General features: G+C 60.5%; 29 protein-coding genes and 1 riboswitch. Of the genes, 16 read left to right on the forward strand and 13 right to left on the reverse strand.

Annotation, left to right across the window (positions count from 1 at the left end; translation table 11 throughout):
• Window positions 1-92: 92 nt before the first annotated feature.
• Both ACSEXW_RS04365 and serC read right to left on the reverse strand, forming a co-directional pair.
• Entirely contained in the window at window positions 93-860 is a 768-nt protein-coding gene (locus tag ACSEXW_RS04365) for a MerR family transcriptional regulator (protein ID WP_438444883.1), read from the reverse strand.
• 89 nt (window positions 861-949) lie between these two features.
• Window positions 950-2,038 (reverse strand): 3-phosphoserine/phosphohydroxythreonine transaminase, encoded by a 1,089-nt coding sequence (gene serC, locus ACSEXW_RS04370; RefSeq protein ID WP_438444884.1) that lies wholly within the window; start codon window positions 2,036-2,038, stop codon window positions 950-952.
• Window positions 2,039-2,415: 377 nt separating this feature from the next.
• Here serC and ACSEXW_RS04375 point away from each other — a divergent pair, with 377 nt between their 5' ends.
• The 4 genes from ACSEXW_RS04375 (at window position 2,416) to ACSEXW_RS04390 (ending at window position 5,039) form a co-directional block, all read left to right on the forward strand.
• Complete coding sequence (locus tag ACSEXW_RS04375; protein WP_438444885.1) at window positions 2,416-3,171, forward strand: exodeoxyribonuclease III; 756 nt, start codon at window positions 2,416-2,418, stop codon at window positions 3,169-3,171.
• 112 nt (window positions 3,172-3,283) lie between these two features.
• The gene (locus tag ACSEXW_RS04380) at window positions 3,284-3,691 is read left to right on the forward strand and encodes a VOC family protein (RefSeq protein ID WP_438444886.1); all 408 of its coding nucleotides are present in this window, start codon (window positions 3,284-3,286) and stop codon (window positions 3,689-3,691) included.
• Between the two features lie 680 nt (window positions 3,692-4,371).
• Window positions 4,372-4,674, forward strand: coding sequence for a DUF4183 domain-containing protein (locus ACSEXW_RS04385; protein ID WP_438444887.1), 303 nt, complete (start codon window positions 4,372-4,374; stop codon window positions 4,672-4,674).
• Between the two features lie 77 nt (window positions 4,675-4,751).
• Entirely contained in the window at window positions 4,752-5,039 is a 288-nt protein-coding gene (locus ACSEXW_RS04390; RefSeq protein WP_438444888.1) for a DUF4183 domain-containing protein, read from the forward strand.
• An 84-nt stretch (window positions 5,040-5,123) separates the two neighbouring features.
• Here the strand turns inward: ACSEXW_RS04390 and ACSEXW_RS04395 are convergent, their stop codons facing one another.
• Entirely contained in the window at window positions 5,124-5,969 is an 846-nt protein-coding gene (locus tag ACSEXW_RS04395) for a hypothetical protein (protein ID WP_438444889.1), read from the reverse strand.
• A 140-nt stretch (window positions 5,970-6,109) separates the two neighbouring features.
• Here ACSEXW_RS04395 and ACSEXW_RS04400 point away from each other — a divergent pair, with 140 nt between their 5' ends.
• Entirely contained in the window at window positions 6,110-6,754 is a 645-nt protein-coding gene (locus ACSEXW_RS04400) for an HAD family hydrolase (RefSeq protein ID WP_438444890.1), read from the forward strand.
• 84 nt (window positions 6,755-6,838) lie between these two features.
• Here the strand turns inward: ACSEXW_RS04400 and ACSEXW_RS04405 are convergent, their stop codons facing one another.
• From ACSEXW_RS04405 to ACSEXW_RS04430, 6 genes are all read right to left on the reverse strand, one after another.
• Window positions 6,839-7,168: a hypothetical protein gene (locus ACSEXW_RS04405; protein ID WP_438444891.1), complete on the reverse strand. Its 330-nt coding sequence runs from the start codon at window positions 7,166-7,168 to the stop codon at window positions 6,839-6,841.
• Window positions 7,169-7,203: 35 nt separating this feature from the next.
• Window positions 7,204-7,497 carry a hypothetical protein gene (locus ACSEXW_RS04410; protein WP_438444892.1) on the reverse strand — a complete coding sequence of 98 codons (294 nt, stop codon included), beginning with the start codon at window positions 7,495-7,497 and terminating at the stop codon, window positions 7,204-7,206.
• Between the two features lie 210 nt (window positions 7,498-7,707).
• The gene (locus tag ACSEXW_RS04415; protein WP_438444893.1) at window positions 7,708-8,238 is read right to left on the reverse strand and encodes a GyrI-like domain-containing protein; all 531 of its coding nucleotides are present in this window, start codon (window positions 8,236-8,238) and stop codon (window positions 7,708-7,710) included.
• A complete protein-coding gene (locus tag ACSEXW_RS04420; protein ID WP_438445200.1) occupies window positions 8,223-8,534 on the reverse strand; it encodes a LacI family DNA-binding transcriptional regulator in 312 nt (103 codons plus the stop codon). The genes ACSEXW_RS04415 and ACSEXW_RS04420 overlap by 16 nt, the downstream gene beginning before the upstream one ends.
• 3 nt (window positions 8,535-8,537) lie before the next feature.
• Complete coding sequence (locus tag ACSEXW_RS04425) at window positions 8,538-9,665, reverse strand: amidohydrolase family protein (RefSeq protein WP_438444894.1); 1,128 nt, start codon at window positions 9,663-9,665, stop codon at window positions 8,538-8,540.
• 118 nt (window positions 9,666-9,783) lie between these two features.
• Entirely contained in the window at window positions 9,784-10,566 is a 783-nt protein-coding gene (locus ACSEXW_RS04430; RefSeq protein ID WP_438444895.1) for an SDR family NAD(P)-dependent oxidoreductase, read from the reverse strand.
• A gap of 218 nt (window positions 10,567-10,784) precedes the next feature.
• Here ACSEXW_RS04430 and ACSEXW_RS04435 point away from each other — a divergent pair, with 218 nt between their 5' ends.
• Window positions 10,785-11,366 carry a TetR/AcrR family transcriptional regulator gene (locus ACSEXW_RS04435; protein ID WP_438444896.1) on the forward strand — a complete coding sequence of 194 codons (582 nt, stop codon included), beginning with the start codon at window positions 10,785-10,787 and terminating at the stop codon, window positions 11,364-11,366.
• Between the two features lie 124 nt (window positions 11,367-11,490).
• Here ACSEXW_RS04435 and ACSEXW_RS04440 read toward each other — a convergent pair whose 3' ends face one another.
• The gene (locus tag ACSEXW_RS04440) at window positions 11,491-12,354 is read right to left on the reverse strand and encodes a sulfurtransferase (protein ID WP_438444897.1); all 864 of its coding nucleotides are present in this window, start codon (window positions 12,352-12,354) and stop codon (window positions 11,491-11,493) included.
• Between the two features lie 41 nt (window positions 12,355-12,395).
• On the reverse strand, window positions 12,396-12,848 hold the full coding sequence (locus tag ACSEXW_RS04445) for a GNAT family N-acetyltransferase (RefSeq protein ID WP_438444898.1): 453 nt from the start codon (window positions 12,846-12,848) through the stop codon (window positions 12,396-12,398).
• Between the two features lie 175 nt (window positions 12,849-13,023).
• On the opposite strand from ACSEXW_RS04445, the gene ACSEXW_RS04450 reads away from it, so the two are divergent.
• From ACSEXW_RS04450 to ACSEXW_RS04460, 3 genes are all read left to right on the forward strand, one after another.
• Entirely contained in the window at window positions 13,024-13,533 is a 510-nt protein-coding gene (locus ACSEXW_RS04450; RefSeq protein ID WP_438444899.1) for a GNAT family N-acetyltransferase, read from the forward strand.
• A 181-nt stretch (window positions 13,534-13,714) separates the two neighbouring features.
• On the forward strand, window positions 13,715-15,334 hold the full coding sequence (locus ACSEXW_RS04455; RefSeq protein WP_438444900.1) for an SWIM zinc finger family protein: 1,620 nt from the start codon (window positions 13,715-13,717) through the stop codon (window positions 15,332-15,334).
• Window positions 15,331-18,234, forward strand: coding sequence for a DEAD/DEAH box helicase (locus ACSEXW_RS04460; RefSeq protein ID WP_438444901.1), 2,904 nt, complete (start codon window positions 15,331-15,333; stop codon window positions 18,232-18,234). Before ACSEXW_RS04455 ends, ACSEXW_RS04460 begins: the two co-directional genes overlap by 4 nt.
• Here the strand turns inward: ACSEXW_RS04460 and ACSEXW_RS04465 are convergent.
• Window positions 18,224-19,417 (reverse strand): EAL domain-containing protein, encoded by a 1,194-nt coding sequence (locus ACSEXW_RS04465; protein WP_438444902.1) that lies wholly within the window; start codon window positions 19,415-19,417, stop codon window positions 18,224-18,226. The two genes, ACSEXW_RS04460 and ACSEXW_RS04465, sit on opposite strands and share 11 nt — an antisense overlap.
• Window positions 19,418-19,771: 354 nt before the next feature.
• On the opposite strand from ACSEXW_RS04465, the gene ACSEXW_RS04470 reads away from it, so the two are divergent.
• Window positions 19,772-20,419 (forward strand): GGDEF domain-containing protein, encoded by a 648-nt coding sequence (locus ACSEXW_RS04470; RefSeq protein ID WP_438444903.1) that lies wholly within the window; start codon window positions 19,772-19,774, stop codon window positions 20,417-20,419.
• 147 nt (window positions 20,420-20,566) lie between these two features.
• Here ACSEXW_RS04470 and ACSEXW_RS04475 read toward each other — a convergent pair whose 3' ends face one another.
• Window positions 20,567-21,178: an acetate uptake transporter gene (locus ACSEXW_RS04475; RefSeq protein ID WP_438444904.1), complete on the reverse strand. Its 612-nt coding sequence runs from the start codon at window positions 21,176-21,178 to the stop codon at window positions 20,567-20,569.
• Window positions 21,179-21,461: 283 nt separating this feature from the next.
• Window positions 21,462-21,609, forward strand: a riboswitch (SAM riboswitch).
• 86 nt (window positions 21,610-21,695) lie between these two features.
• Between ACSEXW_RS04475 and ACSEXW_RS04480 the strand changes: the two genes are divergently transcribed.
• The 6 genes from ACSEXW_RS04480 (at window position 21,696) to ACSEXW_RS04505 (ending at window position 26,700) form a co-directional block, all read left to right on the forward strand.
• Window positions 21,696-22,709: a methionine ABC transporter ATP-binding protein gene (locus ACSEXW_RS04480; protein ID WP_438444905.1), complete on the forward strand. Its 1,014-nt coding sequence runs from the start codon at window positions 21,696-21,698 to the stop codon at window positions 22,707-22,709.
• A 1-nt stretch (window position 22,710) separates the two neighbouring features.
• Complete coding sequence (locus tag ACSEXW_RS04485) at window positions 22,711-23,373, forward strand: methionine ABC transporter permease (protein WP_438444906.1); 663 nt, start codon at window positions 22,711-22,713, stop codon at window positions 23,371-23,373.
• Window positions 23,374-23,465: 92 nt separating this feature from the next.
• Window positions 23,466-24,341 (forward strand): MetQ/NlpA family ABC transporter substrate-binding protein, encoded by an 876-nt coding sequence (locus ACSEXW_RS04490; protein WP_438444907.1) that lies wholly within the window; start codon window positions 23,466-23,468, stop codon window positions 24,339-24,341.
• A gap of 923 nt (window positions 24,342-25,264) precedes the next feature.
• Window positions 25,265-25,783 (forward strand): DUF116 domain-containing protein, encoded by a 519-nt coding sequence (locus ACSEXW_RS04495; protein WP_438444908.1) that lies wholly within the window; start codon window positions 25,265-25,267, stop codon window positions 25,781-25,783.
• Window positions 25,784-26,010: 227 nt separating this feature from the next.
• Window positions 26,011-26,319, forward strand: a complete 309-nt coding sequence (locus ACSEXW_RS04500; protein ID WP_438444909.1) for a LiaF transmembrane domain-containing protein — start codon at window positions 26,011-26,013, stop codon at window positions 26,317-26,319.
• Window positions 26,320-26,322: 3 nt separating this feature from the next.
• Window positions 26,323-26,700, forward strand: coding sequence for a PspC domain-containing protein (locus ACSEXW_RS04505; protein ID WP_438444910.1), 378 nt, complete (start codon window positions 26,323-26,325; stop codon window positions 26,698-26,700).
• Window positions 26,701-26,703 lie beyond the last annotated feature (3 nt).

Below are 26,703 nucleotides of genomic sequence, written 5' to 3' on the forward strand. Positions count from 1 at the left end.
TCTCTTCTGCCCTCATTCTACCACCATCCCCCAGACAAGCCAAAAAGGGCCGCCCCCGCAGCCATTCCGCCGCGGAAGCAACCCTTCTCTCCTTATTCCTGCTTGAATCCGGTATATATATGAATGGCGTCCCGCAGGAATTCCGCCGTCCCCGGCTGCAATTCGTCGTAGTACGCCTTGAAGCGTTCATCGTCCACATACATCTGGGCGACGCCTGCGTGAGCCTCCTTCGTATATTCCGGCCAGTAGTACGAGATCCACCGCTTGTGCAGCTCCGCGGTCTTCTGGGCCAGCTCGCCGGCCGGGTCGCCGGTCTGGAAGGCCGCTGCCAGCGTCTCCGTAACCTCGGCAGCTAGGCGGGTCACCTCGTCGTACTGCTCCTGGGTCATGTTCAACAGCTTCCGGTTGGACTGATTCACGGTGTCATCCCCGTATTTCTCCCGGATCTCCTGACCATACTTCTTCTCGTTGTCGTCCACCAGCTTCTGTTTGAAGCCCTCGAATTTCTGCGTGTCACTCATGGTCATTCTCCCTTCATGCATCGCTATGGTTTGGTTCACATTGGCAATCAGCGCATCCAGCTGTCTGCGCCTGTCGAGGAGCTGCTCCCGGTGTTCCTTGAGCGCCCGGGGCCCGTCGAAGTGCGGGTCGGTGACGATCTCCTTGATCCGCTCCAGACTGAAGCCCAATTCCCGGTAGAAGAGAATCTGCTGCAGCCGGTCCACCTCCGCTCCTCCATAGATCCGGTATCCCGACGAGTTGATTCTGGCCGGCTTCAGAATCCCGATCTCATCGTAGAACCGGAGCGTCCGGGTGCTGACCCCCGCCAGAGCCCCAAGCTTCTGTATCGTATATTCCATGCTGCTTCCCTCCCGACAAGACCAATGTACACCTTAACGTAACGAGAAGGTCAATAACCATTTTTCACAAAAAAACGGGGCCCTCCATCTTATCCGTTCACCCGCTGGAACTCCACCATAAAGTCCGCCAGCGCCTGGCAGGCCTCCAAAGGTACGGCGTTGTAGGCCGACGCCCGGAGACCGCCGACGCTCCGGTGGCCCCCAAGCCCCTCGAAGCCCGCACGCTCCGATTCCGCCAAGAACCGGCGCTCCAGCTCCGGATCCGCCATCCGCCAGGTCACGTTCATCTGGGACCGGCACTCCGGCTCCACGATTCCCCGGTAGAAGCCGCCGCTGCCGTCTATGACCCGGTAGAGCAGGCCCGACTTCTCCGCATTCCGCCGCTCCATCTCCGGGACGCCCCCCAGCGCCGCCGTCCACTTCAAGACCAGGTTCATGATATAGATGGTGTGAACCGGCGGTGTGTTGTACAGCGACTTCTCCTTCACGAAGGTAGCATACCGCTGGATCACCGGGATATTCTTAGAGGCCTTCTCCAGGAAGCTGTCCCGGATGACTACCGCCGTCACCCCTGCCGGACCCAGATTCTTCTGTGCGCCGGCATAGAAGAGGGAGAGCTTGCCGCAGTCGATAACGCGGCCCAGGATATCGCTCGTCATGTCCGCCACCAGCGGCACATCCCCCGTCTCCGGCAGCACGTTGTACCGCGAGCCCTCGATGGTGTTGTTGGAGGTGATGTGCAGATACGCCGCCGGATCCTCCAGGCGGACCTCCTCCAGCCGAGGAATGCTCCTCCAGCCTGCATCCTTGGAGCTGGCCGCAGCGTGAACCGGGCCGACGTAGCCTGCCTCACTGTACGCCTTCTCCGAGAAGCTGCCCGTGAGCATATAGTTCCCTACCTTGCCCGGCACGAGAAAATTCTGGGCCACCAGCGCGAACTGCGTGCTGGCACCGCCTCCCATGAACAGGGCATGGTACCCTTCCTTAAGTCCCAGCAGCTCCAAGAGAAGGCTCTGCGTCTCCGCATTGAGCCGCTCCACGATCTTGCTCCGGTGGGACATCTCCAACAGGGACAGCCCGGATTCCCCGTATTCCACCAACTCTTCCTTCGCCTGCTCCAGCACTTCAAGCGGCAATGCCGCCGGACCCGGATTGAAATTATACCGCCGTTCCGCCATGCTTAACTCCTCCTCGACCGTAGAATAAAAACACAAAGACGCCCTTCATCCGATTGGGACGAGGAGCGTCTGCTCGCGGTGCCACCCAATTTGAGAATCCTGCGGTCAGGCAGGATCTCCCCTTTGGTTCCGCGGTAACGGGCGAATTCCGTCTCCCTTAGCCTTGCCCCGAAGTGCGGGGCCGACTTGGCGGGAGCGCCTCCGAGTTGGATTCTCTTCATCGGCACGATAACGAGTTATGAACTTGTTCCCCATGTTATCCCATATTTGGATGCCCGTCAAGAGGCGGCCGGAGGGGCTCTAGCAGGATCCGGAGGACGTTTTGTGATAGACTGGAGAAAATCATAGAGCACGATACAAGAGGGAGAGGACCACCGATGAAGCTGGTATCATGGAATGTCAACGGACTGCGCGCTTGCGTCAACAAGGGATTCCTGGATTACTTCCGCGAGGCGGAGGCGGATATCTTCTGCGTGCAGGAGACCAAGCTCCAAGCCGGGCAGCTGGACCTGCCGCTCGGAGAGGAATATACCGCCTACTGGAACTACGCCGAGCAAAAAGGCTACTCCGGCACAGCCGTCTTCACCAAGCACACGCCGCTTTCAGTCCGCTATGGGCTGGAGGAAGATTCGGAGCCGGAGGGCCGGACGATCACGCTGGAATTCGACGCCTTCCACCTGGTGAACGTCTACACGCCCAATGCGCGCCGGGACCTGTCCCGCCTGGAATTCCGGCTGGAGTGGGAGGACCGGTTCCTGCGCTATCTGCAGGTGCTGGACGCCAAGAAGCCCGTCATCGTCTGCGGCGACCTGAACGTGGCTCACCAGGAGATCGACCTGAAGAACTTCAAGGGAAACCGGGGCAACTCCGGCTTTACCGATGAAGAGCGGGAGAAGATGACGCGGCTCCTCGAGGCCGGCTTCCTCGACACCTTCCGCCACTTCTACCCGGACCGGGCGGACGCCTACAGCTGGTGGTCCAACATGCCCAAGGTGCGGGAGCGGAACGTGGGCTGGCGCATCGACTACTTCCTGGCCTCCGCCCGGCTGGCGGACAGGCTGACGGACGCGCAGATCGACGCCCACGTTCTGGGCAGCGACCACTGCCCGGTGGTGCTTCTGGCGAATCTGTAGATTCACGCTCCCGGTGGATGAAGATGATCATCCGTAAGAAATGGAGACGGGCTCTTCTTGGTACAATAAGTTCGAGAAGGATTCCAACTTAATCCATGAGAGGATGTTGTCCATGATGGCCAAGCACATTTCTTACCTGATCTGCGAGGATTCAAGAGCGCAAGCCGCCTTCTACATCGAGGCGCTGGGCGGAGAGATTGTCAGCATCACCACCGGAGCCGAAGCGCCGGGTATGCCGGAGGAGCTGAAGGACAAGGTGCTGCACCTGTGCCTGAATGTCGCGGGAGTCAACCTCTTCATGGCCGACTCCATGATGGAGCCGCTCCAGCGCGGGAACAACGTGAACCTGCTGCTGGAATTCAAGACGGAGCCCGAAGCCCGCCAAGCCTTCGACAACCTGTCCAAGGGCGGGAAGGTGAGCCAGCCGCTGGAGCCTGCTTTCTGGGGTCCCTATTACGGCCAGTTCGAGGATCAATTCGGCATCCAATGGATGATCGTAACCGAGATGAACGCAGGATAAGAGCCCCATCGCCCTTAGATGGCCCCGCCGGGAACGGCGGGGTTCTTTGGCGTTCATGCTTCACGCCGGCGGCTTCCCAACGTTGGGGTATGAACTTTATCCCGGGCCGGGCAACCGTCCACTCCATCCGAGCCCGAGCCGCGTACCTATAAGCAATAACCCATTTTCAAAAATGAGGGAGCCTCGTGAAAAACATCCTGAATGCGAAGAAATCCCAGCCCCTGCGCTGTGCGAAAATGAAACGGCCTGCGCTCAAGACGCCGGCCTCGTCCCGTAAAAAACACAGGCCGCCGCACCCTTGCCTCCCACCACTCTTCCTGGCGCCCTGCTTGCAGCGTTGCGGAAGGAGGCTCGGGCTCCCGAAGCCCCACAAGCCGCCCGGTCCCGGGCGTCCGCCGGGATGCAAGGGCCGCGGCACCGGTCCAGGGAGACCATCCGGCCCTTGCCGGTTCGGCGTACCCGGGCCGGCAGGTCCGCCGGGACCGATGGGGCCCTATGGACCGCCCGGTTCTCCTGGGCCTGCCGGGCTGCCCGGTCCTGCAGGCATCGCCGGTCCCCCCGGGCCCTCCGGTCCTCCTGGTCCGGCAGGCGCAGCAGGCCCTCCCGGCGCCCCCGGCCTGCAAGGGCCCGCAGGCCCTCCCGGACCCCAGGGTCCGCCCGGAGAGGTCACCGTCCCCGCCGTGGCCATAACAGCGAATGTCTTCCGCTATCTCTTCATTCCCGGCACCGACTTGGATTTGTCGGGGCCCGTCGCCATTCCGGCAGCCTCATTCATCGGCGACCTGGATCAACCGGTTACCTTATTCGTCGAACCGGGAGACAGCGGGTATTACAACCTGTTCCTGAACGGCCAGATTCAACTGGGAGGCACATTCACCGTGACTCCGAACGAACTGCTTCTTCATTCGGATGGCGGCACACTCTATGCGGGTACACCGGTCAGCCTGGAAGGCGTGCAAATTTCCGCTCAAGTAATAACCTAATTTTGTAAATGTTGGGTACGTCCCCTTACACTCCGAACCTCCTCTGCATCTACTAGGGTGGAAGGGAGGTGCAGAACATGCCCATTGTTGTTGGACCTTATCTGAACAACCGGAGATTCATCTCGACTGCCGGCGCCGGCACCGGTACCGGTGCTACCTTTGCCATCGCAGCCACTGCCTTTACGGCGGATACTGGAGCGGCCGCAACCGCATTCCCGGCAGCCTTCGCGTTCTACAATCTGTTCATTAACGGGATTCTTCAAACAGCCGACACTTCCACCGTCACCACAACGACCATTACCATCCCGGGCGGAGATGTCTTGGATCCTGGCGCTCCCATCATCCTGGAATTCCTCGTTACCTAATCGTTAGCCGGCAGCACCAGAAAAACGGCACCCCCATCGCATACGCGAAAACGGGTGCCGTTTTATCTTTCATCATAGAAGCCCCTACGTTCCCTGAGCTAATCTCCGATCCATCGCAGACGCAAGGAAAAATACGGCCGCTGGAAATAAGCAATAGAACCACGGATCCCACCAGTCCCGGATTTCAAGAAGTCCCCATGCCTGCAGGAAGACGGTAATGAGCAGGAATACGGCGATCAACAGGATAAACCGCAGTCCCATAGACATACGTATCCCCAGCTTCACGGCCAAGATTAGAAGCAAGCTGTTTCCTAAATAATAGAGCGAAGCGAACGCCGTCGTATCATGATCCGGGTTGCTGAACCATCCGGGATGATAAGCACGGTTGCCGAACAGTATGATCGGCAGGATATGCAGTGTCCCCAAGATGGGGGCCGTTGCCAGGAAGAGAAGAAGCGTATGGATTCCGCCCACAGCTGGACGGCTGATCCTGCGGTTGACCCATTCGGCAGCAGGCAGGTACACCAGCAGTCCCAATGCGGTGTACTCGATCCTCCACCATGTCAGCGAATACAGCCCCAGCTTTACGAACACCCATTCTACTACGGCTATAACCCCTATGAAGACAAGCCGCATGGGCCAGCCCAGCCGGAAGGAGGCGATGAACACCGCCACGGCGGGTATGACCGCCATATTGGAGGTCAACGCCCCTAAGTTGCTGTCATAGTATTCGCTGTGCTGGATAAACCCCGGGCGATAAAAATAGCTGCTCCCGAATATATAGATGACCGTCTCGATCAAGAAGGCGATCTGCGTCATCATGAGAAACAGGAGCAGCGCTCGTATAGCTTTGGTTCGGATAAGCACGACAGCCAGCAGCGCCATGCTGACAAATATAAGGCTCAGATACCAGTACGCACTCCCGCTCATCCTCATCCCCCGCCGTCTCCAGCCGCTTGGCGCCGTTATTTTCCCCAAAATATCCATGAATTATGCCATCTTCCATATAGAGGGGCGCCCTTGTCCATGTTATGCTGGAAGAAGAACGGACAATGAAGGGATGTGGAGACATGCTTCTGAAAGCGGTTTTATTCGATTTCGACGGAACCTTGGCCGACACGCTGCCCGCAGCGTTCCATGCGTTCCAGGAAGTGTTCGCCCGATATGATCAACGGACCGTCACCGTAGAGGAGCTGGTGGCCATGTTCGGGCCGACGGAGGACCAGATCCTGGAGACGCATCTGGCCAACAAAGCGGCTCTACCGCAGGCGATCGAGGACTTTTACGAGATCTACAGCCGGAAGCATGCGGAGGGCATGACCCCGGACCGGGATATTCTCTTCCTGCTCCGGTTCCTGAAGGAACGGGACATCCGGGTCGGCATCGTGACGGGCAAGAGCAGGCGGGCCTTGGACATCTCCTCCGAAGCGCTTCAGCTGACCGGCCTCTGGGATGTGGCGGTCACCGGCGAGGATACCGAACGGCCCAAGCCCCATCCGGAGGGGATCCGTAAGGCCTTGAGCGCCCTAGGGGCAACAGAGGACGAAGCCCTCTTCCTGGGCGACAGCCACGCCGATATCGCAGCGGGCCAAGCTGCCGGCATCCGCACGTTCGGAGTAAGCTGGATGTCGGTGTCCCAGAGCCCCGACCTTCAGACGTGGACCGTCTTCAGCCACGTCCAGGATTTCTGGGAGATTCTGCAGGAGCTGCTCTGACGCTTCTCGAAGATCCGCTGCAGCCGGAATCTCGCCAATAAGAAGAACCGGGCGGTTACGGACCACCCGGTTCTTCGGCTTGCTCTAAGCAGCACCCTGCTGCTCCCCGCAGATAGAGCTCATGACCTCCTGCGTAACATCCTTGCCGCCCCCCAAATTCCGGACCAGCGAGCCGATGGTATAGATCGGTCCCCAAGGAATCCCCCACCAGCCGAGCAGCACGCTGACAGCGGTATACTTCATTCCCTTCCCTACCGCGCTCTCCCCGTATTTGACGAAGTGAATGGAAGAGCTTCGCCGGAAGGTAAGCACCAGGACGGAGATGCAGTATTGATAGAGAACGAACCTTCCGCCTTGCTGAATTTCCTCCTGGACCTGTTCGACGGTCATCCCTTCAACGCCTTCAATTTTCATCCGATAAACCCTCCCTATGGAATTTTAACACTCTATCACACGATCACATGCACCAGCAGATAGGGCATCAACCCGGCGACGGCAACGCCGTACACGGCATCCAGCCAGAAGAAGGATCCCACCGCACCGAGATAGATCAGACCGACGATCGGAGCTCCGGCCAGCTTGACCAGGACCGGGGTTTCCCGGCGCTTCAGGAGAGACCAGATGTTGCCTGCATCCCCCGTGCTCGGAAAAGCATGCATGGCCACCGACACGCCCAGCCAGATCAAGACATAATCGAGAACGCCCGCGCTCTCGAATTGAATGACCGGGATGACCGCCGGCATAGCGCTCGAACCGCCTAAATGTATCATGGAAATGGAAAATTAAAGTGGGAAGATTGGACTACAAGAGGTGAACATTTGGAGAAGTTGGGCAGCCGCCCACCATACACGCCTCCTTCGGACACAAAAAAAATGGAACTGGACTAGAGCCTGCTTCCGCTCTGGTCCAATTCCTTCACTTGCGTCTAAAGCGCCTTAACGCCGTCAGGCCAATCAGGACTTCACATAATGGCAGATATCCAATATGACCTTGCCCTCTTCATCCTTATCCGTGAACCGAGGGCATGCATACCGCTCGAAGAACCAGTACGCTTGATCGCCGTCCTTCGCGATCGTATAGCCCAGCTCCGTCAGCTCCCATGCGCAGAGCTCCTCCTTGCCGTATATATCGGGCTCCATCCCGTGCAGCCAACACACACCCAGTATCGATGCCGGAAAATCGACCGATTCGTAGCCGGCGGGAGCTTCACAATCCGGGGAGACGAACATTCCGATCCAGTATTGGAAGGGTTCCCCGTCCTTCCACCGCATTAATCCGATGTAGGCGTCCCCATCCTCATATAAGCTGCGAAGACGCTCCGGTCCGCCCGCCTGCCGCTCGATCACCTGAAACCATCCGTTCTGAAGCCATTCGCCCCACTGCTGACCGAAGCCGCCGTTCACACGGTCCTCTTCCCCGTATTTCTTCCCGACGAACCGAAGCTCCGGTACCGCTTGTGTATACGCCTTCAAGACCTCAGGCATAGCCGCCATCCCCTGTCTCTTAGATTATTGATGCTCTTGTAATTATGGATCACCCGGGTAACGGATTCCCGGACCATAAGCTGTGGTGATTCGAATTCGAACTCCGGCATGAACACCCCGATCAGGTTGCTCTTACGCGTGACCAGCTGCTTAGCCCCCGTATTGGGCACGTATCCCAGCTCGGCAGCAGCCTGCTTCGCCATATCAATCGTCCGAGGGGATACCCCGTAGCTATCGTTCAGCGCCCTGGATACCGTGCTGGTGGAGAGCCCGGTTCGTTCCGCTATATCTTGTATGGTTCATCCCTTGGGGGCCTGCGCCAACAACCGGCCCGCTTCCAGCTTGGATAGCTTCTGCGGCGCCGCTTCCGTACCCGCACCGCCTGCGCCCTGCTTCCTAAGCTCCTTCAGCTGTGTCTGGGTCGCCGGCTGGGCCTGCAGCAGCTTCATCAGGTTGTCATGAGCAATGTTCTTCTGCACCACGGGGTCGCCCAACTGGTCCAGCACCCGGTACATGGCCTCGATCGCCCGTACTTCCGTTATGCCATAGCCTGAATCCGTACTTAGCATAAACCGGTCCGCATATTTCTTCAGCACCGGGAGGAACGGCTCCGCCTTGCCGCCCCCGTCGGGATTATACAAGGTGAACCCGGCAAAAAAATCCCCATACAAATTCGGATGCTTCGCCATCAGCCGCTCAGTCTCCTGCGGGGAATTGTACGCATTGATGTGTCCGAAGATGAAGATGGTGTCCGGATGCTCCTCCAGTGCTTGCTCCAGCTTGGCCAACGGCTCCCCGCCGACCGGATCCAGATGGATTAAGATCGGAGCGTTGTATTCGGCAATAAGGTCATATATTTGGGGCAGGTAGCCGTCCATCGGGTCATTGGCCTTCCAGGCCACCTTCGAGACGACCGGCGAATTCGTAGAAGCTACCGCAATCTCTCCCAAGCCGAAATAGCCCTTCTCCAGATTGCCGCGGATCACCTGAAGGCATCCCGGATCATGCAGGTCGAAGCCGGAGAAATAAGGAATGACCCGGTCCGGGTACTTGAGGTAGGCCTCCCATGCTACGGCATCCGTACCGACCGCACTGGGCTCCGATACATCCCCGAACAATACGGTCCTGCCAAGACCGGTCTGCTTCCACAACCCCAGCTGGGATTGATACCGAGAATCGCTGGCATCATGGTTATGAGCGTCGATGAGCTCCAATCCCTTGTACCGTTCCACCAATTGCTCCATCGACGGAGTCTGGGGCTCGGCGGTCTTCACCGGACCCGCTGAAGCCAGGACTGACGGTGTCGACACCACTGCCGCCGATTCCGTCTCCTGGGCGGAATTCGTCTGTTCCTCGCATCCTGCCAGTACGAATACCGCTCCTAGAAGGATAATCGTTTGGCTTGCCCACATCCATCGAGAAGCCATGCCCCACCTTCCCTTCATTACCGTTTCGGGGACGTTCCTGTTCACCCAAAATCTTATACCTATTCCAGATTTTTGTACATCCTTTTTGGGAATATTCCCAAGATCATCCTCTGCAATGTTAAAGAATATGCTTGGTCAGCTGATACAATTTTTGCGCTTCCTTCTGACTGAGCGTGGGAAGATTGAGATCCACCGCCTTCGTACGGTCCCAAGCGATTAGAGGCTGCAGCGGCGGGCTGTCCATCAGTTGAATGATCGGTTGAATACTCTTCTCCACTGGCTGCGCGAAGAGCTTGCCCAAGACGCGCAGGATGCCTTTGAAGGGCTGGGCCACATGGTTCGTGCCGCTATGGGTATATCCCGGATGGATAAGTATGAACCGCGTCTTCCCGGTCTTGTGGTTCTCGGCATATGCAACCCCCAGCAGGTCATTCGCACGTCCTCCCTGTAGGGTCGCCTTCATCAGACTATACCCCTGTTGGAGGGTAAGGTCATCGTAATGAACGGCACCCTTCGTCATTCCGGTGCCACCGATGCTTACGATGACCGGATTGGTCCCCTTCTCCAACAATTCCGTCAAACCATAGCTAAGAATAAACCGGCTGACATAATAGAGCGCTAATGTGCTTTCGTAACCATCCTGAGTCAATTTACGCTTAGGAAATTGCTGCATCGCTGTGAGTACCAGTCCGTCAAGCGATGCGTGCCGCTGTTGGACTTCTTCCATAACACGGCGATTCTCAGACAAGGATAGTAGATCTGCTTGAATAAAAGCTGCCCGGTCTGCGGCTCCGAGACGTGCTGCCTCGTCAAGAAATTCCATGCCCCGGAGGCGGTTGCTGCCGGCTACCGTCACCCTGCTGCCCTGGCGTAAATAATGAATGGCCAGCCCTCGTCCCATTCCGGAAGTACCTCCTGCTATAAACAGGTCCTTCATTGTTCCCACTCCCCCGCGTAAATGAAGCTATTCATGTTGATTAGACAACAGTTGTCAATTAACATAGTAATAACAACCTCAATGCCGATCAATAATCAGAAGCGCCGATCTGTTGTTTAGACGACAGACGGTCGATATTGTACTTATCGGCCGCGGGCTCGCGGGACTAGGAGATGGTTCGGATGGGTTTCGTGAACCCGAATGACCCTCGTGTGAAACGAACGAGGAAATATATCCAGCAAGCCTTTACGGCTTTACTGGCAGAAATGGACTTTGAAGACCTCACGATTCAAGATATTATGGATCGGGCCGAGCTGAACCGGGCAACCTTTTATAACCATTTTCAGGATAAATATGAATTGCTAGAGTTGACGATGAGCGGGGCATTTACGGAGATTCTATCTGCGAGGATTCCAACCGGTACGAGAATGCAGGGTCCGGAGCTGTTGCGCAATCTCATGCTCGCCGTCTGTGAATGGCAGATTGAAATGACGAAGCAGTTGAATGCGCGGCGGACCCTGTCGCAGGCGATAGAGGACAATGCCAAGTTGCAGTTGTACAATGTCATCCTCTCATGTATGGCGCATGTCAAGGAGCTCCAGCCGGAAGAACGGCAGAGGCTTGAATGGGTCGCAACCATGATCAGTTGGTCGATTTATGGAGTGGTTGTGAAGTGGAGTCAAAGGCAGGAGGTTCCAGCGGAACCATTCATCGAGCAAGTGCTGCCCTTCCTGATGTCGAACTTGCGTACGCTTGATCTGTAAGATTCATCGCCCCCGCCGCGACAGCTTTCAGCGGGTTGTTGTGTTAAGCGAAACAAAATGAAGGCCGCAACAGCCCGCCTCCCGGCAACCTGTCACAGCCCTCCAACCGGCGTCCCGCGCGGGTTTATTCTTTTTCCTCGTCGCCCACCGCAATCGGGTTGTCCCCGTGGGAGATCCAATCGCTCCAGCTGCCCAGATACAGCTTGGCGTCGGGGCGTCCGGCTTCCGCCAGCGCCAGCACATTGGGACAGGCCGTCACGCCGGACCCGCAGTACACGATAATCTCGCTCTCCGCCGGGATTCCGGCAAAGCGCTCCGCCAGCGCCTCCGCAGACTTCCACCGGCCGTCCGGCCCCATAACGTCCTTCCAGAACCGGTTAACCGCCCCCGGTATATGTCCGGCCATCTTGTCGATGGGCTCCTCCAGCCCCAGGTACCGGCGCTCCTCCCGGGAATCGATCAGCACCACGTCCGGCCGGTTCAACCGCTCGCGCACGTCCTCCATGACCATCAGCTGGCTGTTCTTCACCCGGCTGCCGAACACCGTCGGCACCGGATCCGCCGGCGGTTCGTCCGTTACGGGATAGCCCGCCTTCACCCAGGCTCCATACCCGCCGTCCATCACATAGACGTTGGAGGCGCCCAAGAAACGGAGCAGCCACCAGAACCGGGAAGCCATGGCCCCGCCTTGATCGTCATACGCGATCACCGTGGTCTCATGGTCGATGCCCCGCTCTCCCAGCTTCAAGAGCAGCTTGCCCAGATCCGGCATCGGATGCCGTCCGCCGTGGACGGCCGCCGGTCCAGACAGGTCCTCCTCCAGATCCCAGTAGACCGCACCGGGCAGGTGCCCCTGCTCGTACTCCGTCCGCCCCGACTTTGGCTGGCCCAGCTGAAAGCGGCAATCGGCCAGTGCGAGCTTTTCCCCTTGAATCAGCTTGTCCCGTACCTGCTCCATGCCGATGATGAAAGACTTCCCGCCGGTCATGTATTCATCTCCCTTGCCCAGAGGGCTGCATGATGCCCTTATTATACCATGTCCGCCGAATAACTCACCCACGTTCCCCGGACGCCGCCCATCTTCGCGTAGAATGCCTGGGCCCGCTCGTTGTCCTCCGCCGTCTCCCAGCTCATGGCCGCATAGCCATGCTCCGCACCGTACCCCCGGCACACCTCGAACAGCGCCCGTGCGGCACCCGTGCCCCGGCATGCCTCCTCCACATACAGATCGTTCAAGACCAGGACGGGACGGGCCCGGAGCGTGCTCCAACCAAAATACAGCGTGGCGAATCCCACCAGGCGCCCCTCCTGCTCCGCTACGAATTGCGTGCCTACGGCTCCCTCCGACAATCGGTCCAACAGGTCCGCCAGACGCTCCTCCCCCGGATGGGGACGGCCGTAAAAATCGACGATATACGCCTCCATCAACCGGACCAGCCCCTCCCGGTCCTTCCCCTCCGCCGCTCTGATACTCCACTTCATCTTCTTGTTCCCCTTCCGGTTGGCTATACCGAGAATTGTATAAGGGCCTGGGGGGATGGGGACATGGACCGGAACCCTGTTTTTTTGCATCAAAAGGCGGCTGCACCGGCATCGACATCGTTCCCCCGAAGGGGTACAATGGAAGGATACCGAATTGAAGAACGGGAGTGTCGCCATGGATAGACCGGATTCCCCCACCGTCAAATTGCACGTCGTTCCTATGAATATCCGCCACTGCCAGGACATCTGCACCTGGGTCTATGAGCCGCCCTATGACATCTACCAATGGAATTCCTGGGCCCAAATGGAAGAGGACGCCGAGGAGTTCGCCGACAGCCAAATCCGGGAAACCCAATACATCTGCATCATGAATGAGGACGACTTCCTCATTGGCTACGCCCAGCTGTTCCCACTGGTCGGCGTTACCCGTCTGGGCCTCGGCATGAGGCCCGAGCTGTGCGGACAAGGCTTGGGCGCGGCGTTCATCCGAACCATCGTGGAGGAGGCCCGGAGGCGCCGTCCCGAGGACGAGATCGACCTGGAGGTCCTCGAGTGGAACGAGCGCGCCCGCAGGGCTTACGCCAAAGCCGGCTTCGTCGTCACCGACCGGTACGAGCGGCCGACGCCGAAGGGTCCTATGGAGTTCCTCTGCATGGTTCACGAGGAGACGCTGGGCAGGCTCTGAACTTGCGCACGAAGAGCCGGAAGGGGTACTATTAAAGGATCGGATTCCCGCCCTTCGTGAGATTCAAGCCGCCGAAGATTCGTAAGCAAGCGGACGGCGGCATACCCTAGAAGGATGGGAATTCCAACGCGCGGCACTGGCTTTCGCAGCCGCTACGACAGCAGGAATGGAGGTGAAACCGATGCTTAAGCTGAAGCTGCCCAAGAACCGGATCGAATTCCTCGCCTCCGGTGCCGAACGCCGCATGAAGCTGCCGGTCCTGGAACGGGGCTGGGAATATTTCCACCGGGGACTGGTCGATCATGTGAACCTGGTGCAGGGCTACATCCTGCAGGCCCACGTCCGGGGCAAGGACACTTTCCTGGTCAGTCTGGATCTGGAGACCTTCGAGAAGAGCGAGTGCACCTGTGCCTTCGAGGGCTACTGCAAGCATATGGCGGCCGTCATCTTCTACGCGTATTCCGCCCACGGACGGCCCGAGCTCCTGCTCATGCGGCTAAAGCAGTCCATTCTGACCCGGAGACGCACCTCCAAGGCATCTGGGGGCAAGGCGTCTGCCGACAAGACTCCGGCAGACCCCGCCGCATCCATCCTGCCGGAGCTGCCCCCGAAGGAGTGGGCCCGGCTGTTCGAGCAGCGGTTTCACGGCTATTCCCTCTCCAACCAGCACTCCGTAGAGCAGTTCCAGCAAGCGGTCTGGGACACCTTGGGCGAGCTGGCCAAGGACTGGCCGGAGCCTCTCCGGGAGCTGTACCGGCTGCATCTGACGCTCTACATCCTGAAGAAGATCGACCAGTTCCATACCGACAACCTGTCGTCGTATTTGTCCTACTATATTGAGAACGGCTGCAAGATCGTCTCCGGGCAATGCTGGGAGAAGCTCCGCGACCACACGGCGCAGGATTCGGCCATCCGGTCCGCCGCCGATGCCTATCCGGCCCATTGGAAGGAGACCCTCTCCCTGGTGGGAGCCGGAGCCGCCAAGGCCCGTACGGGCCCGGTACACTGGCCGGACGTCTACCGCTACCTGTGGTTCAAGCTGTTCCACGGCACCGGATCGGAGGCGGCGGAGCTGGCCGCCAAGGAGCGCCGGCGGTTGGAGCTGCTCCTGGACCAGCCCTCCGGCACGCCCCGGACCCGGGACGGCCTCCTGCTGGCTCTGACCACCTTCGACGTCATGGAGGGCCGGGACGCCGAGGCCATGAAGCGGCTGGAGGAGTTGAATACGAAGCAGTTTGCGGATTTCTACGTGCTCTTGGAGCGCTTTGCGGAGAGCGGCGATTGGGGACGGATGCTGGAGTGGCTGCGCTGGCTGCTGCCGGTGCTGGCCAAGGCCAAGCAGGAGGAGTTCAATGCGGGCTGCGCCTTCTGGGTGGAGGCCATGAAGCACCAGCCGTCGGACGACGAATGGCTCCGCGTCATGCTGTCCCTGCTCCCCCGCAGCTATTACTACTATACCGATTACCTGATGCAGACCAAGCGCTACCGGCAATGGGTAGACCTGCAGCTGGCCGCCGGCGTCACGCCCGCCAACCTCTATACGGCGGAGCTGAAGACCGTTGAGGCGGATAACCCGTCCCTTCTGCTCCCCCTCTTCCACCAGTCCGTGGAACGGGCGGTTATGGAGAAGAACCGGGACTCCTACAAGCTGGCCATCCGCCATATGAAGAAGCTGCACAGCCTCTACAAGCAGCTCGGCAAGCCCGAGCTGTGGGAGGATTACTTGGCCCGGCTGCACGTCAAGTACGCGCGGCTGCGCGCCTTCCGGGAAGAGTTGGCGAAAGGACCGTGGACCCTATGATCGCAGCAGGACCCTATACGGTACACGCCTTCTGGCTCCAGGCGGGCTCCCTCTTTCTCTGGGGCAGCCGGAAGCAAGGAGGCTCGGTGGATGCCACGGAGCTGAAGTATTTGCTGTTCGCCTGGCATGCGCCCAGCTTCTACGGCACCTTCATCGAGACCGCCGAGCTCCTGGGCAAGGAAGGGGTGCTGGTGGCGGCCGAGGAAGCCCTCCACTACTTCTGCGACACCTCGGAGCTGCAGCATGCGGCCATCGAGTGGGCGCCGGAGACGGCACCGCTCAAGAAGGCCGCCTGCGCCATCCGCGAAGCCCTGGCCGCCGGCAAGGTGATGCCGGACTACGACAAGTGGCGCCAGGGCGCCATCGGCTGGAAGCTGGAGCTGCCGGAGGAGCTAAGAGGCGGCGAATCCTCGCCCCTCTTCAAGAGCTGGACGGACTCCCTCATCGAGTCCGAGGTGCGCCGGCGTCCTGAGCTCCAGGACGCGTTGGAGCGGCTGTCCGGCACCGTGCCCCGGATCGCCCGGGGAGACATGTCCGCCGACCTGTGGCTGGACGAGGAGGATTGGCTCGTGTCCATCGGCTGGAAGCCGGACACGGCCCCTTTCCGCACGTGCCTCCAGCTCGTAGAGCCGGAGGAGGGACGGGCGTGGCGCCTGCAGATTCTGCTGCAGGACCGGCAGCAGCCCGATCTCTTCGTGGCCTGCGACACCGCCGGCCGGCCACTGGAGGGCGAGCGCCTGCCCGAGGCGTGGCAGGCGGACCACGAGCGCGCAGCGCGGGATGTGGAGCGGTGGCTCCACATCCTGCCCGGACTGCGCGACCCCGGGGAGCCGGAACGGCTCCTGGCCGAACTCTCCTACGACGAAGCGTGGGAGTTCCTGGCCCAGGGGAGCCTGCGGCTCGTCGAGGCGGGCACCTCCGTGTTCCTGCCCGCCTGGTGGGAGCGGCTGCGCCGCACGCGCCCCAAGCTGCGCGCCAAGCTCCGCTCCTCCGTGGGAGGAGGCGCCGCCTCCGCCTTTGGCCTGTCCCAGCTCATGGAATTCGACTGGCGGCTGGCCGTGGGCGACATGGAGCTGACGGAGGAGGAGTTCCGGACGCTCATCGAGGAGAAGCGCCGGCTCGTCCGCTTCCGCGGGCGCTGGATCCAGCTGGATCCGAAGACGCTTAGCGCCATCGAGCAGGCGATGAAGCAGGTCAAGAAGCGGAAGGGCCTCTCCCTCCGCGACGTGCTGGAGCTTCATCTGCGGGAGGACGAGGACGGCGTTGCCGACTTCGATCCGGAGCATGACACGTTCGACCTGAAGCTGGAGGTGGAGCTGAATGACCATCTCCGCCAGCTGATCGAACGGCTGAAGGAGCACAAGGGCGTCCCGATGCAGGGGCCGCCACCCGGGTTCAAGGGCACGCTCCGGCCCTACCAGGCCGAAGGGGTCTCCTGGCTCCTCTTCCTGCGCCAGTTCGGGCTAGGCGGCTGCCTGGCCGACGACATGGGCCTCGGGAAGACGATCCAGTGGATCAGCTATCTCCTGGCCGTCAAGGAGCAGGAAGCCTCCGCTGCCCAAGCCATGACACCCGCAAGCGGCACCCCCGCTGCACTGCCCCCCAGCCTGCTGATCTGCCCCACCTCGGTGCTGGGCAACTGGCAGAAGGAGCTGCAGCGGTTCGCCCCATCGCTCAAGGTGCTGCTGCACTACGGACCGGGCCGGGCCAAGGGAGACGACTTCCGCAAGGAGGCGGAAGCCGCCGATCTGGTCCTGACCTCTTACACCCTGGCGCACCTGGACGAGAAGGAGCTGGGCACCGTCTACTGGAGCAGCATCTGCTTGGACGAGGCGCAGAATATCAAGAACGCCTATACCAAGCAGTCCGGCGCCGTCCGACGGCTGGAGGGCTTCCACCGGATCGCCATGACGGGCACGCCCATCGAGAACCGGCTGACGGAGCTGTGGTCCATCTTCGATTTCCTGAACCCCGGCTACTTCGGCTCCCTGCGGGAGTTCAGCCAGCGCTACGTGCAGGTCATCGAGCGGCAGAACGACCCGGTGCTCATCGGACAGGTCCAGCGCCTGATCCGGCCCTTCCTGCTGCGGCGCCTGAAGAAGGATCCGGCCATCCGCCTGGACCTGCCGGAGAAGGACGAGAACAAGGTGTTCATCTCCCTGACTCCGGAGCAGGCGTCCCTCTACGAGAACTACATCAAGGACATGTTCGAACGTCTGGACCGGCTGGGTCCCATGGAGCGCCGGGGCTTGATCCTGGCCGCCCTAACCCGCCTGAAGCAGATCTGCAACCACCCGGAGCTCCTGAACAAGGAGCACCGCGGCGGAGTCCAGTGGCGCGAGCGCTCCAACAAGCTGGAGCGGCTCATCGACATGGTGGGGGAGCTGCGCCTGGAGGGCGACCGCTGCCTCATCTTCACCCAATTCGTCGAGGCGGGAACCATGCTGAAGACCGTGCTGCAGGAGGAGCTGGGCGAGGAGGTGCCTTTCCTTCACGGCGGCACCCCCAAGCAGGTCCGCGACGAGATGGTGGCCCGCTTCCAAAATGAAAGCCTGCCCGATGCGGAGCGGAACGGCGTGTTCCTACTCTCGCTCAAGGCAGGCGGGATCGGTCTGAATCTGACGGCGGCGAACCATGTGTTCCACTTCGACCGCTGGTGGAATCCGGCGGTGGAGAACCAGGCCACGGACCGGGCTTACCGGATCGGACAGAACCGGCACGTCCAGGTGCACAAGTTCGTCACCCTGGGGACGCTGGAGGAGCGCATCGACGATCTCATCGAGCGCAAGCAGGACTTGAGCCGGCAGATCGTCGGGGGCGGCGAGGGCTGGATCACCGAGCTGTCCACCGACGATCTGAAGGAGCTGTTCTCCCTCCGGCGGGAATGGATCAACGGATGACCAGGTCGAGGAACAGGTACCGGTCGTCCCCGATGGGACAGGAATAGGTTTGGATCGGTTCCGTCGTATCGAGGTCGGTGTAGGCTTGAGAGAGCAGACCCGACCTTTGTTTTTGCATATGGACGATGCTCGGGATAAAATAGGGCCGCCACAGCCAATTGGAGCCGCGGATGGAGGGATTCTTGCGCCAAGCGCCGTCCGGGCCCCGCTCGAAATTGGACGAGACCTGCTCCCCGTCCTCCCGGCATAGATAGACCCGGAGGCCATTGTCCGGCACGGCGTGGAGCAGCCCCTCCACCAAGAGGTCCGGATCCCCTCCGGAACCTACCGCTGCCGTATGCTCAGCCAGCTGGACCAGCCTTAGCTCCGTCTCCATCAGCCTCTGGTAGGCGGCGAAGGATTCCTTGCCGTACCGGGCTGTTTCGGTGCGCAGCATGGCGGAGTAACGGTCCGGTGCCTGGAACTCCGCCTGGGCCGGCGAGAACAGGAAGCCCTGCACGTAGCGGGCTCCCGCCGACATGGCGTTGTTCAGGTCCGCCACCGTCTCCACGCCCTCCAGCAGAAGCGAGGCGCCCATCTGCTCTGCGATGATGGAGAACGAACGCAGGAGCGCGCGGTAACCGTCGTGAACGGCGCTTTTCTTCAGAATCTTCAGATCCATCTTGATGATATCCGGCTGGAACATGGCGATCCGGTCCAGGCTGGAGTAGCCGCTGCCCACGTCATCCACCGCAATCCGGCAGCCGTGGCGCCGGTAGATGTCGACGATCTCCTTGAGCTCCTTCAGCTTCCCTGCGAAGGCTTCCTCCGTGATCTCCACCACCAGCTGATCGGCCGGCAGCCCGTACCGCTCCAGCAGCTGCAGCGTCGGAAGCGTCCGTGTGTCCCGGAACATCTTGTAGATCCAGCCCGGCTTCAGATTGACGAAGAGCAGCCCCGGATAACGCTCCGTGGCCGCCTTCTCGAAGGCCATCCCCCGGAGCTTCCGGTCCACGGAGATCTGCAGGGCCTCGGGCACGTTCGGATCGTGGAAGAAGGGGCCCAGGCTGCGGACTTCGCCGCCGGTCAGCTCCCGCCCCAGTGTTTCGTACCCGATGACGGACATGGTCTGCAGCGAGAGGATCGGCTGGAAGTAGGGCATTACCTGTCCAGAGGGAATCGGAAGTATCTGGTTGTCAAGCATGAAAGCATCCCCCTCTGACGCCATGTCATATAAAATAACATCACTTTTTTGTCATTGTACAACAGCCCCGAGAGAGCATGCAATGCACATTCATCTCATTCGCCCCGTTATATGATCATTTTTCTGTTTTTTTCGACATTATGCGACCAAATCCCCCTGTCCTTCGCCCCTTGTTTTTGATGGCGATTTGTAAATAAATTTTATTTCTTCGACAGGTTTTTACAGAAATCATACATCTGTTGATTTATAATGGAGACTTGTAGACGGAGAAGCACCGATGATCTTACACCCATGTTCGGAAAATCTCCTGACCGTAATACCAAAGCATGGTGGATGGTGAAGACATTGAAGAACATGGGCAGATGGATTGGATCCGGCGTCATGCTGGCTGCCTCCTCCGGGTGGATCGGGCTGTGTCCTTCCCTATGGACGCATATGGAGCGGACGTCGTTGTACCTTATGCTTAACGGAATTCTGGGCTTCGGGCTGGGCTACTGGTTCGACCGGGTTCTCTTGACCTCCCTGAAGGATGACTTGACCCAAGCCTACAACCGGAGGTTCGTCACCCGCACGATGCCTTCCCTGCTGGCGAAGGCAACCCGGCGCCAGGCCTCGATCAGCATCACGCTGATCGACTGCGACGATTTCAAGAAGATCAACGACCAGTGCGGACATGCCGTCGGCGACCTGGTGCTTCAGGGCGTATCGCGTCTGCTCATCACCAATATCCGACGTGACGATTACGTCGTGCGCTGGGGAGGGGACGAGTTCCTGGTCATTGCGGACTATGCCGACCACTCCGTCACCCAAGTGATGATGGACAGGCTGGAGCACGAGCTGGCTCTGCTGTCCAAAGAGATGAATTTCCCGCTTTCCGTCTCCGTTGGAACCGCTGTCTTTCCGTCCGATGCCTCCAAGCTGGAGGATCTGATCCGCATTGCCGACCACCGCATGTATGAGAAAAAGCACGACGCCAAGGGTTCTCCCGCCGCCGTCAGTTGACCATAACGAAGCGAAGCCTCCGGATCCCGGAGGCTTTGTTTCGTTTGGTCCCCCGCCCGACCGGGAGGACCGGTCAATCATCGTCCCCGCACCAAAAAACCCCGGGGCGGCTCAAGGCCGCTCCCGGGGTTCCGATGGAGGCGAAGCTTATTTCTTGAAGATGCCGAACGGCTTGCCCACCGGCAGGAAGACCCGGCCGAAGTGGTTGTTCAGGACGTTGGCGCCGGAGCCGTAGAAGGATACGATCGCGATGAACAGCTCGGATACGGCGGCCAGCTTGTGGGTGAAGTCTTCGGCGATGCCGAAGGTGCTCAGGGAGAGGCCGATGAACAGGAAGTCGATCAGCACGAAGATGATGAAGAGCACTTTGTTCGCTTCCATGGCACCGATGGTCATGAACAGGGTGAAGATCAGGTAGCCGACGAAGGCGAAGCCCAACTGATGGGTATCCACGTTCTTGGCCAATGCCTCGCCGAATACGCCCATCTTGATCATCCAGGAGGCGGCTACGCCGAACCAGAAGAAGGCGTACGCGCCGAAGGCGGTGGTGCCGAAGTGATTGCCCCGCTTGGAATCCTCGATGCAGGCGAACAATTGGGCGAAGGCGCCCAGGAAGATCGCCCAAGGTATGACATAGGACAAGCCGGTGGTCCACTCCAGCTTCTGGCTGGAGGCCACCAGGGTGACCATGGCCAAGCCGAACAGACCGATGGCGGACGGATCGGCATTCGTAATCTTCACTTGCTGCGGATTGCTCATTAGCTTGCTTTCCTCCTAGACCTCTTCATAGTTAACGTTAAACATACTTCTCCATTCTCTCAGAATTCGACATGAAACTCGAGTGAACAATTTCGTAACTTTATCACAATATCTCCAAAGTTCGGATGGTCAATTCCTGAAAATTCCTGAAAATAAATGCTTTACAGCACCCCGCTGGTTGATTATAATTACACCCAGTACCCGTTAATTCGGATGGGCGTTCTTGGAATCCGCGAACGGTGCTCCATAACTTCATACTGTTATTCCAATCCCATTGGAATACTTCTTATCAAGAGAGGCGGAGGGTAAAGGCCCTATGAAGCCCGGCAACCGGTCATCCGGAGCAATCGACGCGTGCAAGCGGCGTCCGCTCGGATCGGCGTCTTGGTGCCAATTCCTTCGGAACCGTGCCCGGTTCCGGCAGATGAGAAGGGATACGACCGCTTCAGCCCATGCTGACGACTGCCCCTTTTTGCTCTGCGAAAAGGGGCTTTTTATGTCCAAGGAGGTGGATCCGTTGATCCGGCTGGAACACATCGAGAAATCCTATACCGTCGGCAAGCTGACCGTTCCCGCACTGCGCCGCGTCGATCTGGACGTCAAGCAAGGGGAAATCTTCGGCGTCATCGGCCATTCCGGCGCCGGCAAGAGCACTCTGATCCGCTGCATCAACCTGCTGGAGCGCCCGACTGAAGGCCGGGTGTTCGTCGACGGCGTCGAGCTCTCCGCGCTGCCGGACAAGAGGCTGCAGGAGGAGCGGCGGAAGATCGGCATGATCTTCCAGCACTTCAATCTGCTCTCGTCCGCGACGGTGGCCAAGAACGTGGCCTTCCCTCTGGAGCTGGCCGGGCTGCCCAAGGCCGATATCCGGGACCGGGTCCGGTCGCTGCTCGCGCTGGTCGGCTTGGAGGAGCACGCGGATAAGTATCCGTCCCAGCTCTCCGGCGGCCAGAAGCAGCGGGTGGGCATTGCCCGGGCCTTGGCCAACGAGCCCAAGGTGCTGCTCTGCGACGAAGCCACCTCGGCGCTGGATCCGCAGACGACCAATTCCATCCTGGCGCTCCTGCTCGACATCAACAAGAAGCTGGGTCTCACCATCGTGCTGATCACCCATGAGATGCACGTGATCCGCTCCATCTGCGACCGGGTGGCGGTCATCGACGGCGGGACCATCGTGGAGGAAGGTCCGGTGACGGAGGTGTTCCTGAAGCCCCAGCATCCGACCACCAAGGATTTCGTGGAGCAGGTGGCCGACCGCTTCGAGCTGAAGGAAGCCCTGGCCCACGAGAAAGCGGCGGGCAGCCGGAGCATCGTGCGCATCACCTACCTGGGCGAGACCACCTATGAGCCGGTGCTGTTCGAGGCCGCCCGGGAGACAGGGACCCCGATCTCCATTCTTCAGGGGACCATCTCCCGCATGAAGGATACGCCGTACGGCCAGCTGGTGGTGGAGTTCGGCGGCTCCGATTCCCAGGTGTCCGACACCATTACCCTTCTGCGTACGCGCGGATTCGATGTGGAGGTGCTCTAGCATGGATTGGTTCCAAAATGTCGACCCCTCCGAAATCTGGGAGGCTACTAGGGCCACCCTGACCATGCTGGGCCTGTCGGCCCTGTTCACGGTCGTGATCGGCCTTCCCTTGGGGATCGTGCTGTTTATGACGTCCAAGGGACAGATTTTGCAGAACCGGACGCTCTACCTGCTGCTGTCCTTCGTCGTCAACGTGGTGCGCTCCGTGCCCTTCGTCATCCTGATGATTCTCGTCATGCCGTTCACCAAGGTGCTGGTCGGCACCACCATCGAGGTTAAGGGCTCCATCCCGCCTCTGGTCATCGCCGCCGCCCCCTTCTTCGCCCGGCTGGTGGAAACCACGCTGCGCGAGATCGACAAGGGCGTCATCGAGGCCGCCCGGGCCATGGGCGCCTCCAACGGGCAGATCATCCGCAAGGTGCTGCTGCCGGAATCCGTGCCGGGGCTCATCGCCGGCATCACCATCACCACCGTCACCCTGGTTTCGTACACCGCCATGTCCGGCGTCATCGGAGGCGGGGGCCTGGGAGATCTGGCCATCCGGTACGGCTACCAGCGCTTCATGCCCGACGTTATGTGGGTCACGGTCATTATTCTGGTCATTCTGGTACAGCTGCTGCAGACCTTCGGAGACCGACTGGTTCTGCGCTTCAGCCGCAAGTAATCCCCCTTCGCGAAGGAAAAATAGAGCCTCGGAGCCATATCCGACCCTTCGCGGGGATCTCATACAACTATTATCTTGAGGAGGAACCGTACATGAAAAAGAATCTGCTCACCCTGCTTGCCCTGATCTTCACCCTGACTCTCGTTCTTGCCGCCTGCGGCGAGAAGAACAGCACCGACAACAAAACCAGCGGAGCCGCTGCTCCGACCGCTGCCGCGAGCACAGCCGCTTCCGCCGCACCCGCCAAGGAAGTGACGCTGAAGGTCGGCGCCACCGCCGTTCCCCACGCCGAAATCCTGGAATTCGTCAAGGATAAGCTGGCCAAGGAAGGCGTGAAGCTGGAGATCAAGGTCTTCACCGACTATGTCCTGCCGAACGTACAGGTGTCCGAGAAGCAGCTGGACGCGAACTTCTTCCAGCACGTGCCGTACCTGGACCAACAGAACAAGGACAAGAACTTCGGCCTGGTGAAGGTAGCCGGCATCCACATCGAGCCCTTCGGTGTCTACTCCAGCAAGATCAAGAAGCTGGATGAGCTGAAGGACGGCGCCACCGTCGCCATCCCGAACGATCCGAGCAACGGCGGACGCGCCCTGGTCCTTCTGGAGAAGGCCGGCCTGATCAAGCTGAAGGACGGCGCTGGCATCAGCGGCACCGTGAAGGATATCGTGGAGAACAAGAAGAACCTGAAGGTCAAGGAGCTGGAGGCCGCCATGCTGCCCCGCGTATTGGCCGAAGTAGACATCGCCACCATCAACACCAACTATGCGCTGGAAGCCAAGCTGGTTCCGACCAAGGACGCCCTCTTCATCGAGGATAAGAACTCCCCGTACGTGAACATCCTGGTCTCCCGCGCGGACAACAAGGACTCCGAAGCCATGAAAAAGCTGGTCAAGGCGCTGCAGACCGAAGACGTGAAGAAATTCATCAACGACAAGTACCAAGGCGCCGTCGTTCCGGCATTCTAAGATCCGACTTCCCAGTGAAGCTCCCCGAGGCTGATTCGTCAGCGCGGGGAGTTTTTGTTTGGGCGGAGCTTGACCAGGAGGGCCGCTGGGGGCCTTTAGCCTCGCCCGTTCTGTGGCCGATTGGTGACATCTGGGGATTCGGTGAGCCGACCGGGAGATTTCGCCGTACTTCGTCATATAGTGAATATACCGAACATTGAACGGAGTGATGCTCCATGGAGGGACCGACCTATTCCCTGCGTGACGGCGAGCCTGATTCCCGCGGCTTCTACCTGGCGGCGGAGCGGCTGGCCGATGAGGTGCTCGGCCGTCTGGAGAACACCCTGCGGCCCTACGCCGAAGCCTACTGCACAGCCGCGCTGGCAGGGCAGCCGCAGACGGGGCCGGGCCGCAGCAGCAGCACCGCCGCCGAGGCCGTCGCTGCAGCCGCCTTCGAGCTGCTGGCCCTGGGGGTTCTGTGGCGGGTATACGCCCCCGCCGCCAGAACCCTTCGGCCCTGGCAGGGGCGGCTGCTCCGCGGACTGGCGGACCTGCGGGCCGTGTCCCCGCGGCTGAAGCCTGCGGCCGACCGGCTCCGCGGAGCGCTGGGCAGCCGTTGGCTCGCGGGCCGGCGCGGAACGAGCCCCAGCCCGCCAGCGCCAGCCGCGGCCGACGCCTCGCCGGGCACCGCCGCGGAGCTGGACCGCCTGCTGCGGTGGCTGGAGGCCACAGGCGAGTTCCGCCAGGAGGCGGCCCGCTTCCGGTGGTGGCACAGCTGGCTGGCGGAGCTGCCCGAGCCGCAGGCCCGTGGCGTCGTCCGGGCGGCGCTGGCGGAGGCCGCCTGGTTCGAGGGCGCGGCAGAGGCCGCCCTGGGTCGCTACACCCGCAGGGTCGACGCCTTCCGCTTCCGGAACCGGGCCCGCTTCCGCCGCCGGGAGGATGCGGTGCTTCTCGACCGGCGCCGCGTCGAGTACCACCTGAACCTGGTCGGCGCCGAGCTCCTGAACCGGGCTTACCGGGACGCCTACCGCCGTACCGGGAAGCGGGCCGCCCTGCTCCCCGCCTGCCTGAAGCAGCCCGGTCCCCACGGCTGCGCCGCCGACCGGCGGGGAGAGCCCCTAAGCTGCCTCCGGTGCTCGCCGGACTGCCGGATCGGCCAGATCGCCAAGGCGGGGGACCGCTCCGGCTTCGAGGTGCTCATCGCCCCCCACGAGAGCGATGCCTTCTCCCGTGAGGCGGTGGCCCGCCTGCTCCGTGAGGGGATCGGCATCGTGGGGGTCGCCTGCGCCTTGAACCTGCTCGCCGGCGGCTGGCGCGCCGAAGCCCTCGGCATCCCGGCCCAATGCGTCATCCTGGATTACAGCGGATGCCGCCAGCATTGGGATGCCCGCGGGGTCCCCACCGACCTGGACCAGGACCGTCTCTACCGGATGCTGGTTCAGCCCCAAGCCCCTCTACCCTAAACCCCTGATGAAGACTCAAGCCGCACCCATGAAGGTGCGGCTTTTCTATATATCCGGGGGCGGCTCCGCCCGAAGCCTGCCGTATCACGGTCCCAAGGTCCGGCGGCTCCCCGCCTTAGGTCCAGTTCCAAAAACCGACGGTGGTCCGTTCCGGCCGGACCCTCCAGACCTTAAGATAGAGACATGAAGCAAGACGAGAAACGAACCCAACGAAAGGATGATCGATAATGAAAGTAACCGGTAAAAGCGGCTTCGCCCTTCTGCTCATCGGCTGCGGCGCCTTGATTCTGTTAAGCAAAATGGGGGTTGTGCTCCACGGCCTGGCCGGCTATCTCTTCCCTCTGGCTCTCGCGTACCTCGGCTACTACGGCATCAAGAGAGGACGCACATTCCTGGGCTGGGCCCTGCTCGGCATCGGCACCTTCGCCCTGCTGTGCAAGCTGTCCGGACTGATCGCCATCGTGATTGCCGCCGGCTTCATCTACTACGGCATCACCCTTCTGAAGAACAATAACCATATGGAAACGGAGGTATAACCCATGAGACTCGAACGCTCCCGCACAGACGTCCGCCTCTTCGGCCTCTGCGCCGGTCTCGCCCGCACCTCCGGCATCGGAACCGGGTGGATCCGCTTCGGACTGATCGCCGGCACTCTGTTGACCGGCGGCACCCTCTTCTTCATCTACATCGTGGCTTCCATGCTTGTGCCGAAGGAGCCCCTGCATCGCAGCTACACCGGAGACTGCTGGTACGTCCCCGCCCAGGAGGCTTATGCATTCGGCGGTGCCGCTGCCTATCCCGGCTACCATCAGCCCGCCCGCATGGATTCCCTGATGCAGGACCTGGAGGAGCAAGCCATGGTCCGGGAGATCCGCGAGCTGCGTGCCAAGCTGGCCCGTTACGAAGACCAACTCTAATCC

The organism is Oryzibacillus soli (genome assembly GCF_051594765.1).
In the GTDB taxonomy this organism is placed as follows: Bacteria; Bacillota; Bacilli; order Paenibacillales; family NBRC-103111; genus Paenibacillus_AR.

Bases quoted from the DNA above. Each gene is read 5' to 3' on its own strand.
- ACSEXW_RS04365 (WP_438444883.1), bottom strand. From the start codon at position 860: ATGGAATATACGATACAGAAGCTTGGGGCTCTGGCGGGGGTCAGCACC.
- serC (WP_438444884.1), bottom strand. From the start codon at position 2,038: ATGGCGGAACGGCGGTATAATTTCAATCCGGGTCCGGCGGCATTGCCG.
- ACSEXW_RS04375 (WP_438444885.1), top strand. From the start codon at position 2,416: ATGAAGCTGGTATCATGGAATGTCAACGGACTGCGCGCTTGCGTCAAC.
- ACSEXW_RS04380 (WP_438444886.1), top strand. From the start codon at position 3,284: ATGATGGCCAAGCACATTTCTTACCTGATCTGCGAGGATTCAAGAGCG.
- ACSEXW_RS04390 (WP_438444888.1), top strand. From the start codon at position 4,752: ATGCCCATTGTTGTTGGACCTTATCTGAACAACCGGAGATTCATCTCG.
- ACSEXW_RS04395 (WP_438444889.1), bottom strand. From the start codon at position 5,969: ATGAGCGGGAGTGCGTACTGGTATCTGAGCCTTATATTTGTCAGCATG.
- ACSEXW_RS04400 (WP_438444890.1), top strand. From the start codon at position 6,110: ATGCTTCTGAAAGCGGTTTTATTCGATTTCGACGGAACCTTGGCCGAC.
- ACSEXW_RS04405 (WP_438444891.1), bottom strand. From the start codon at position 7,168: ATGAAAATTGAAGGCGTTGAAGGGATGACCGTCGAACAGGTCCAGGAG.
- ACSEXW_RS04410 (WP_438444892.1), bottom strand. From the start codon at position 7,497: ATGCCGGCGGTCATCCCGGTCATTCAATTCGAGAGCGCGGGCGTTCTC.
- ACSEXW_RS04415 (WP_438444893.1), bottom strand. From the start codon at position 8,238: ATGCCTGAGGTCTTGAAGGCGTATACACAAGCGGTACCGGAGCTTCGG.
- ACSEXW_RS04425 (WP_438444894.1), bottom strand. From the start codon at position 9,665: ATGGCTTCTCGATGGATGTGGGCAAGCCAAACGATTATCCTTCTAGGA.
- ACSEXW_RS04430 (WP_438444895.1), bottom strand. From the start codon at position 10,566: ATGGGACGAGGGCTGGCCATTCATTATTTACGCCAGGGCAGCAGGGTG.
- ACSEXW_RS04435 (WP_438444896.1), top strand. From the start codon at position 10,785: ATGGGTTTCGTGAACCCGAATGACCCTCGTGTGAAACGAACGAGGAAA.
- ACSEXW_RS04440 (WP_438444897.1), bottom strand. From the start codon at position 12,354: ATGACCGGCGGGAAGTCTTTCATCATCGGCATGGAGCAGGTACGGGAC.
- ACSEXW_RS04445 (WP_438444898.1), bottom strand. From the start codon at position 12,848: ATGAAGTGGAGTATCAGAGCGGCGGAGGGGAAGGACCGGGAGGGGCTG.
- ACSEXW_RS04450 (WP_438444899.1), top strand. From the start codon at position 13,024: ATGGATAGACCGGATTCCCCCACCGTCAAATTGCACGTCGTTCCTATG.
- ACSEXW_RS04455 (WP_438444900.1), top strand. From the start codon at position 13,715: ATGCTTAAGCTGAAGCTGCCCAAGAACCGGATCGAATTCCTCGCCTCC.
- ACSEXW_RS04460 (WP_438444901.1), top strand. From the start codon at position 15,331: ATGATCGCAGCAGGACCCTATACGGTACACGCCTTCTGGCTCCAGGCG.
- ACSEXW_RS04465 (WP_438444902.1), bottom strand. From the start codon at position 19,417: ATGCTTGACAACCAGATACTTCCGATTCCCTCTGGACAGGTAATGCCC.
- ACSEXW_RS04470 (WP_438444903.1), top strand. From the start codon at position 19,772: ATGGGCAGATGGATTGGATCCGGCGTCATGCTGGCTGCCTCCTCCGGG.
- ACSEXW_RS04475 (WP_438444904.1), bottom strand. From the start codon at position 21,178: ATGAGCAATCCGCAGCAAGTGAAGATTACGAATGCCGATCCGTCCGCC.
- ACSEXW_RS04485 (WP_438444906.1), top strand. From the start codon at position 22,711: ATGGATTGGTTCCAAAATGTCGACCCCTCCGAAATCTGGGAGGCTACT.
- ACSEXW_RS04490 (WP_438444907.1), top strand. From the start codon at position 23,466: ATGAAAAAGAATCTGCTCACCCTGCTTGCCCTGATCTTCACCCTGACT.
- ACSEXW_RS04500 (WP_438444909.1), top strand. From the start codon at position 26,011: ATGAAAGTAACCGGTAAAAGCGGCTTCGCCCTTCTGCTCATCGGCTGC.
- ACSEXW_RS04505 (WP_438444910.1), top strand. From the start codon at position 26,323: ATGAGACTCGAACGCTCCCGCACAGACGTCCGCCTCTTCGGCCTCTGC.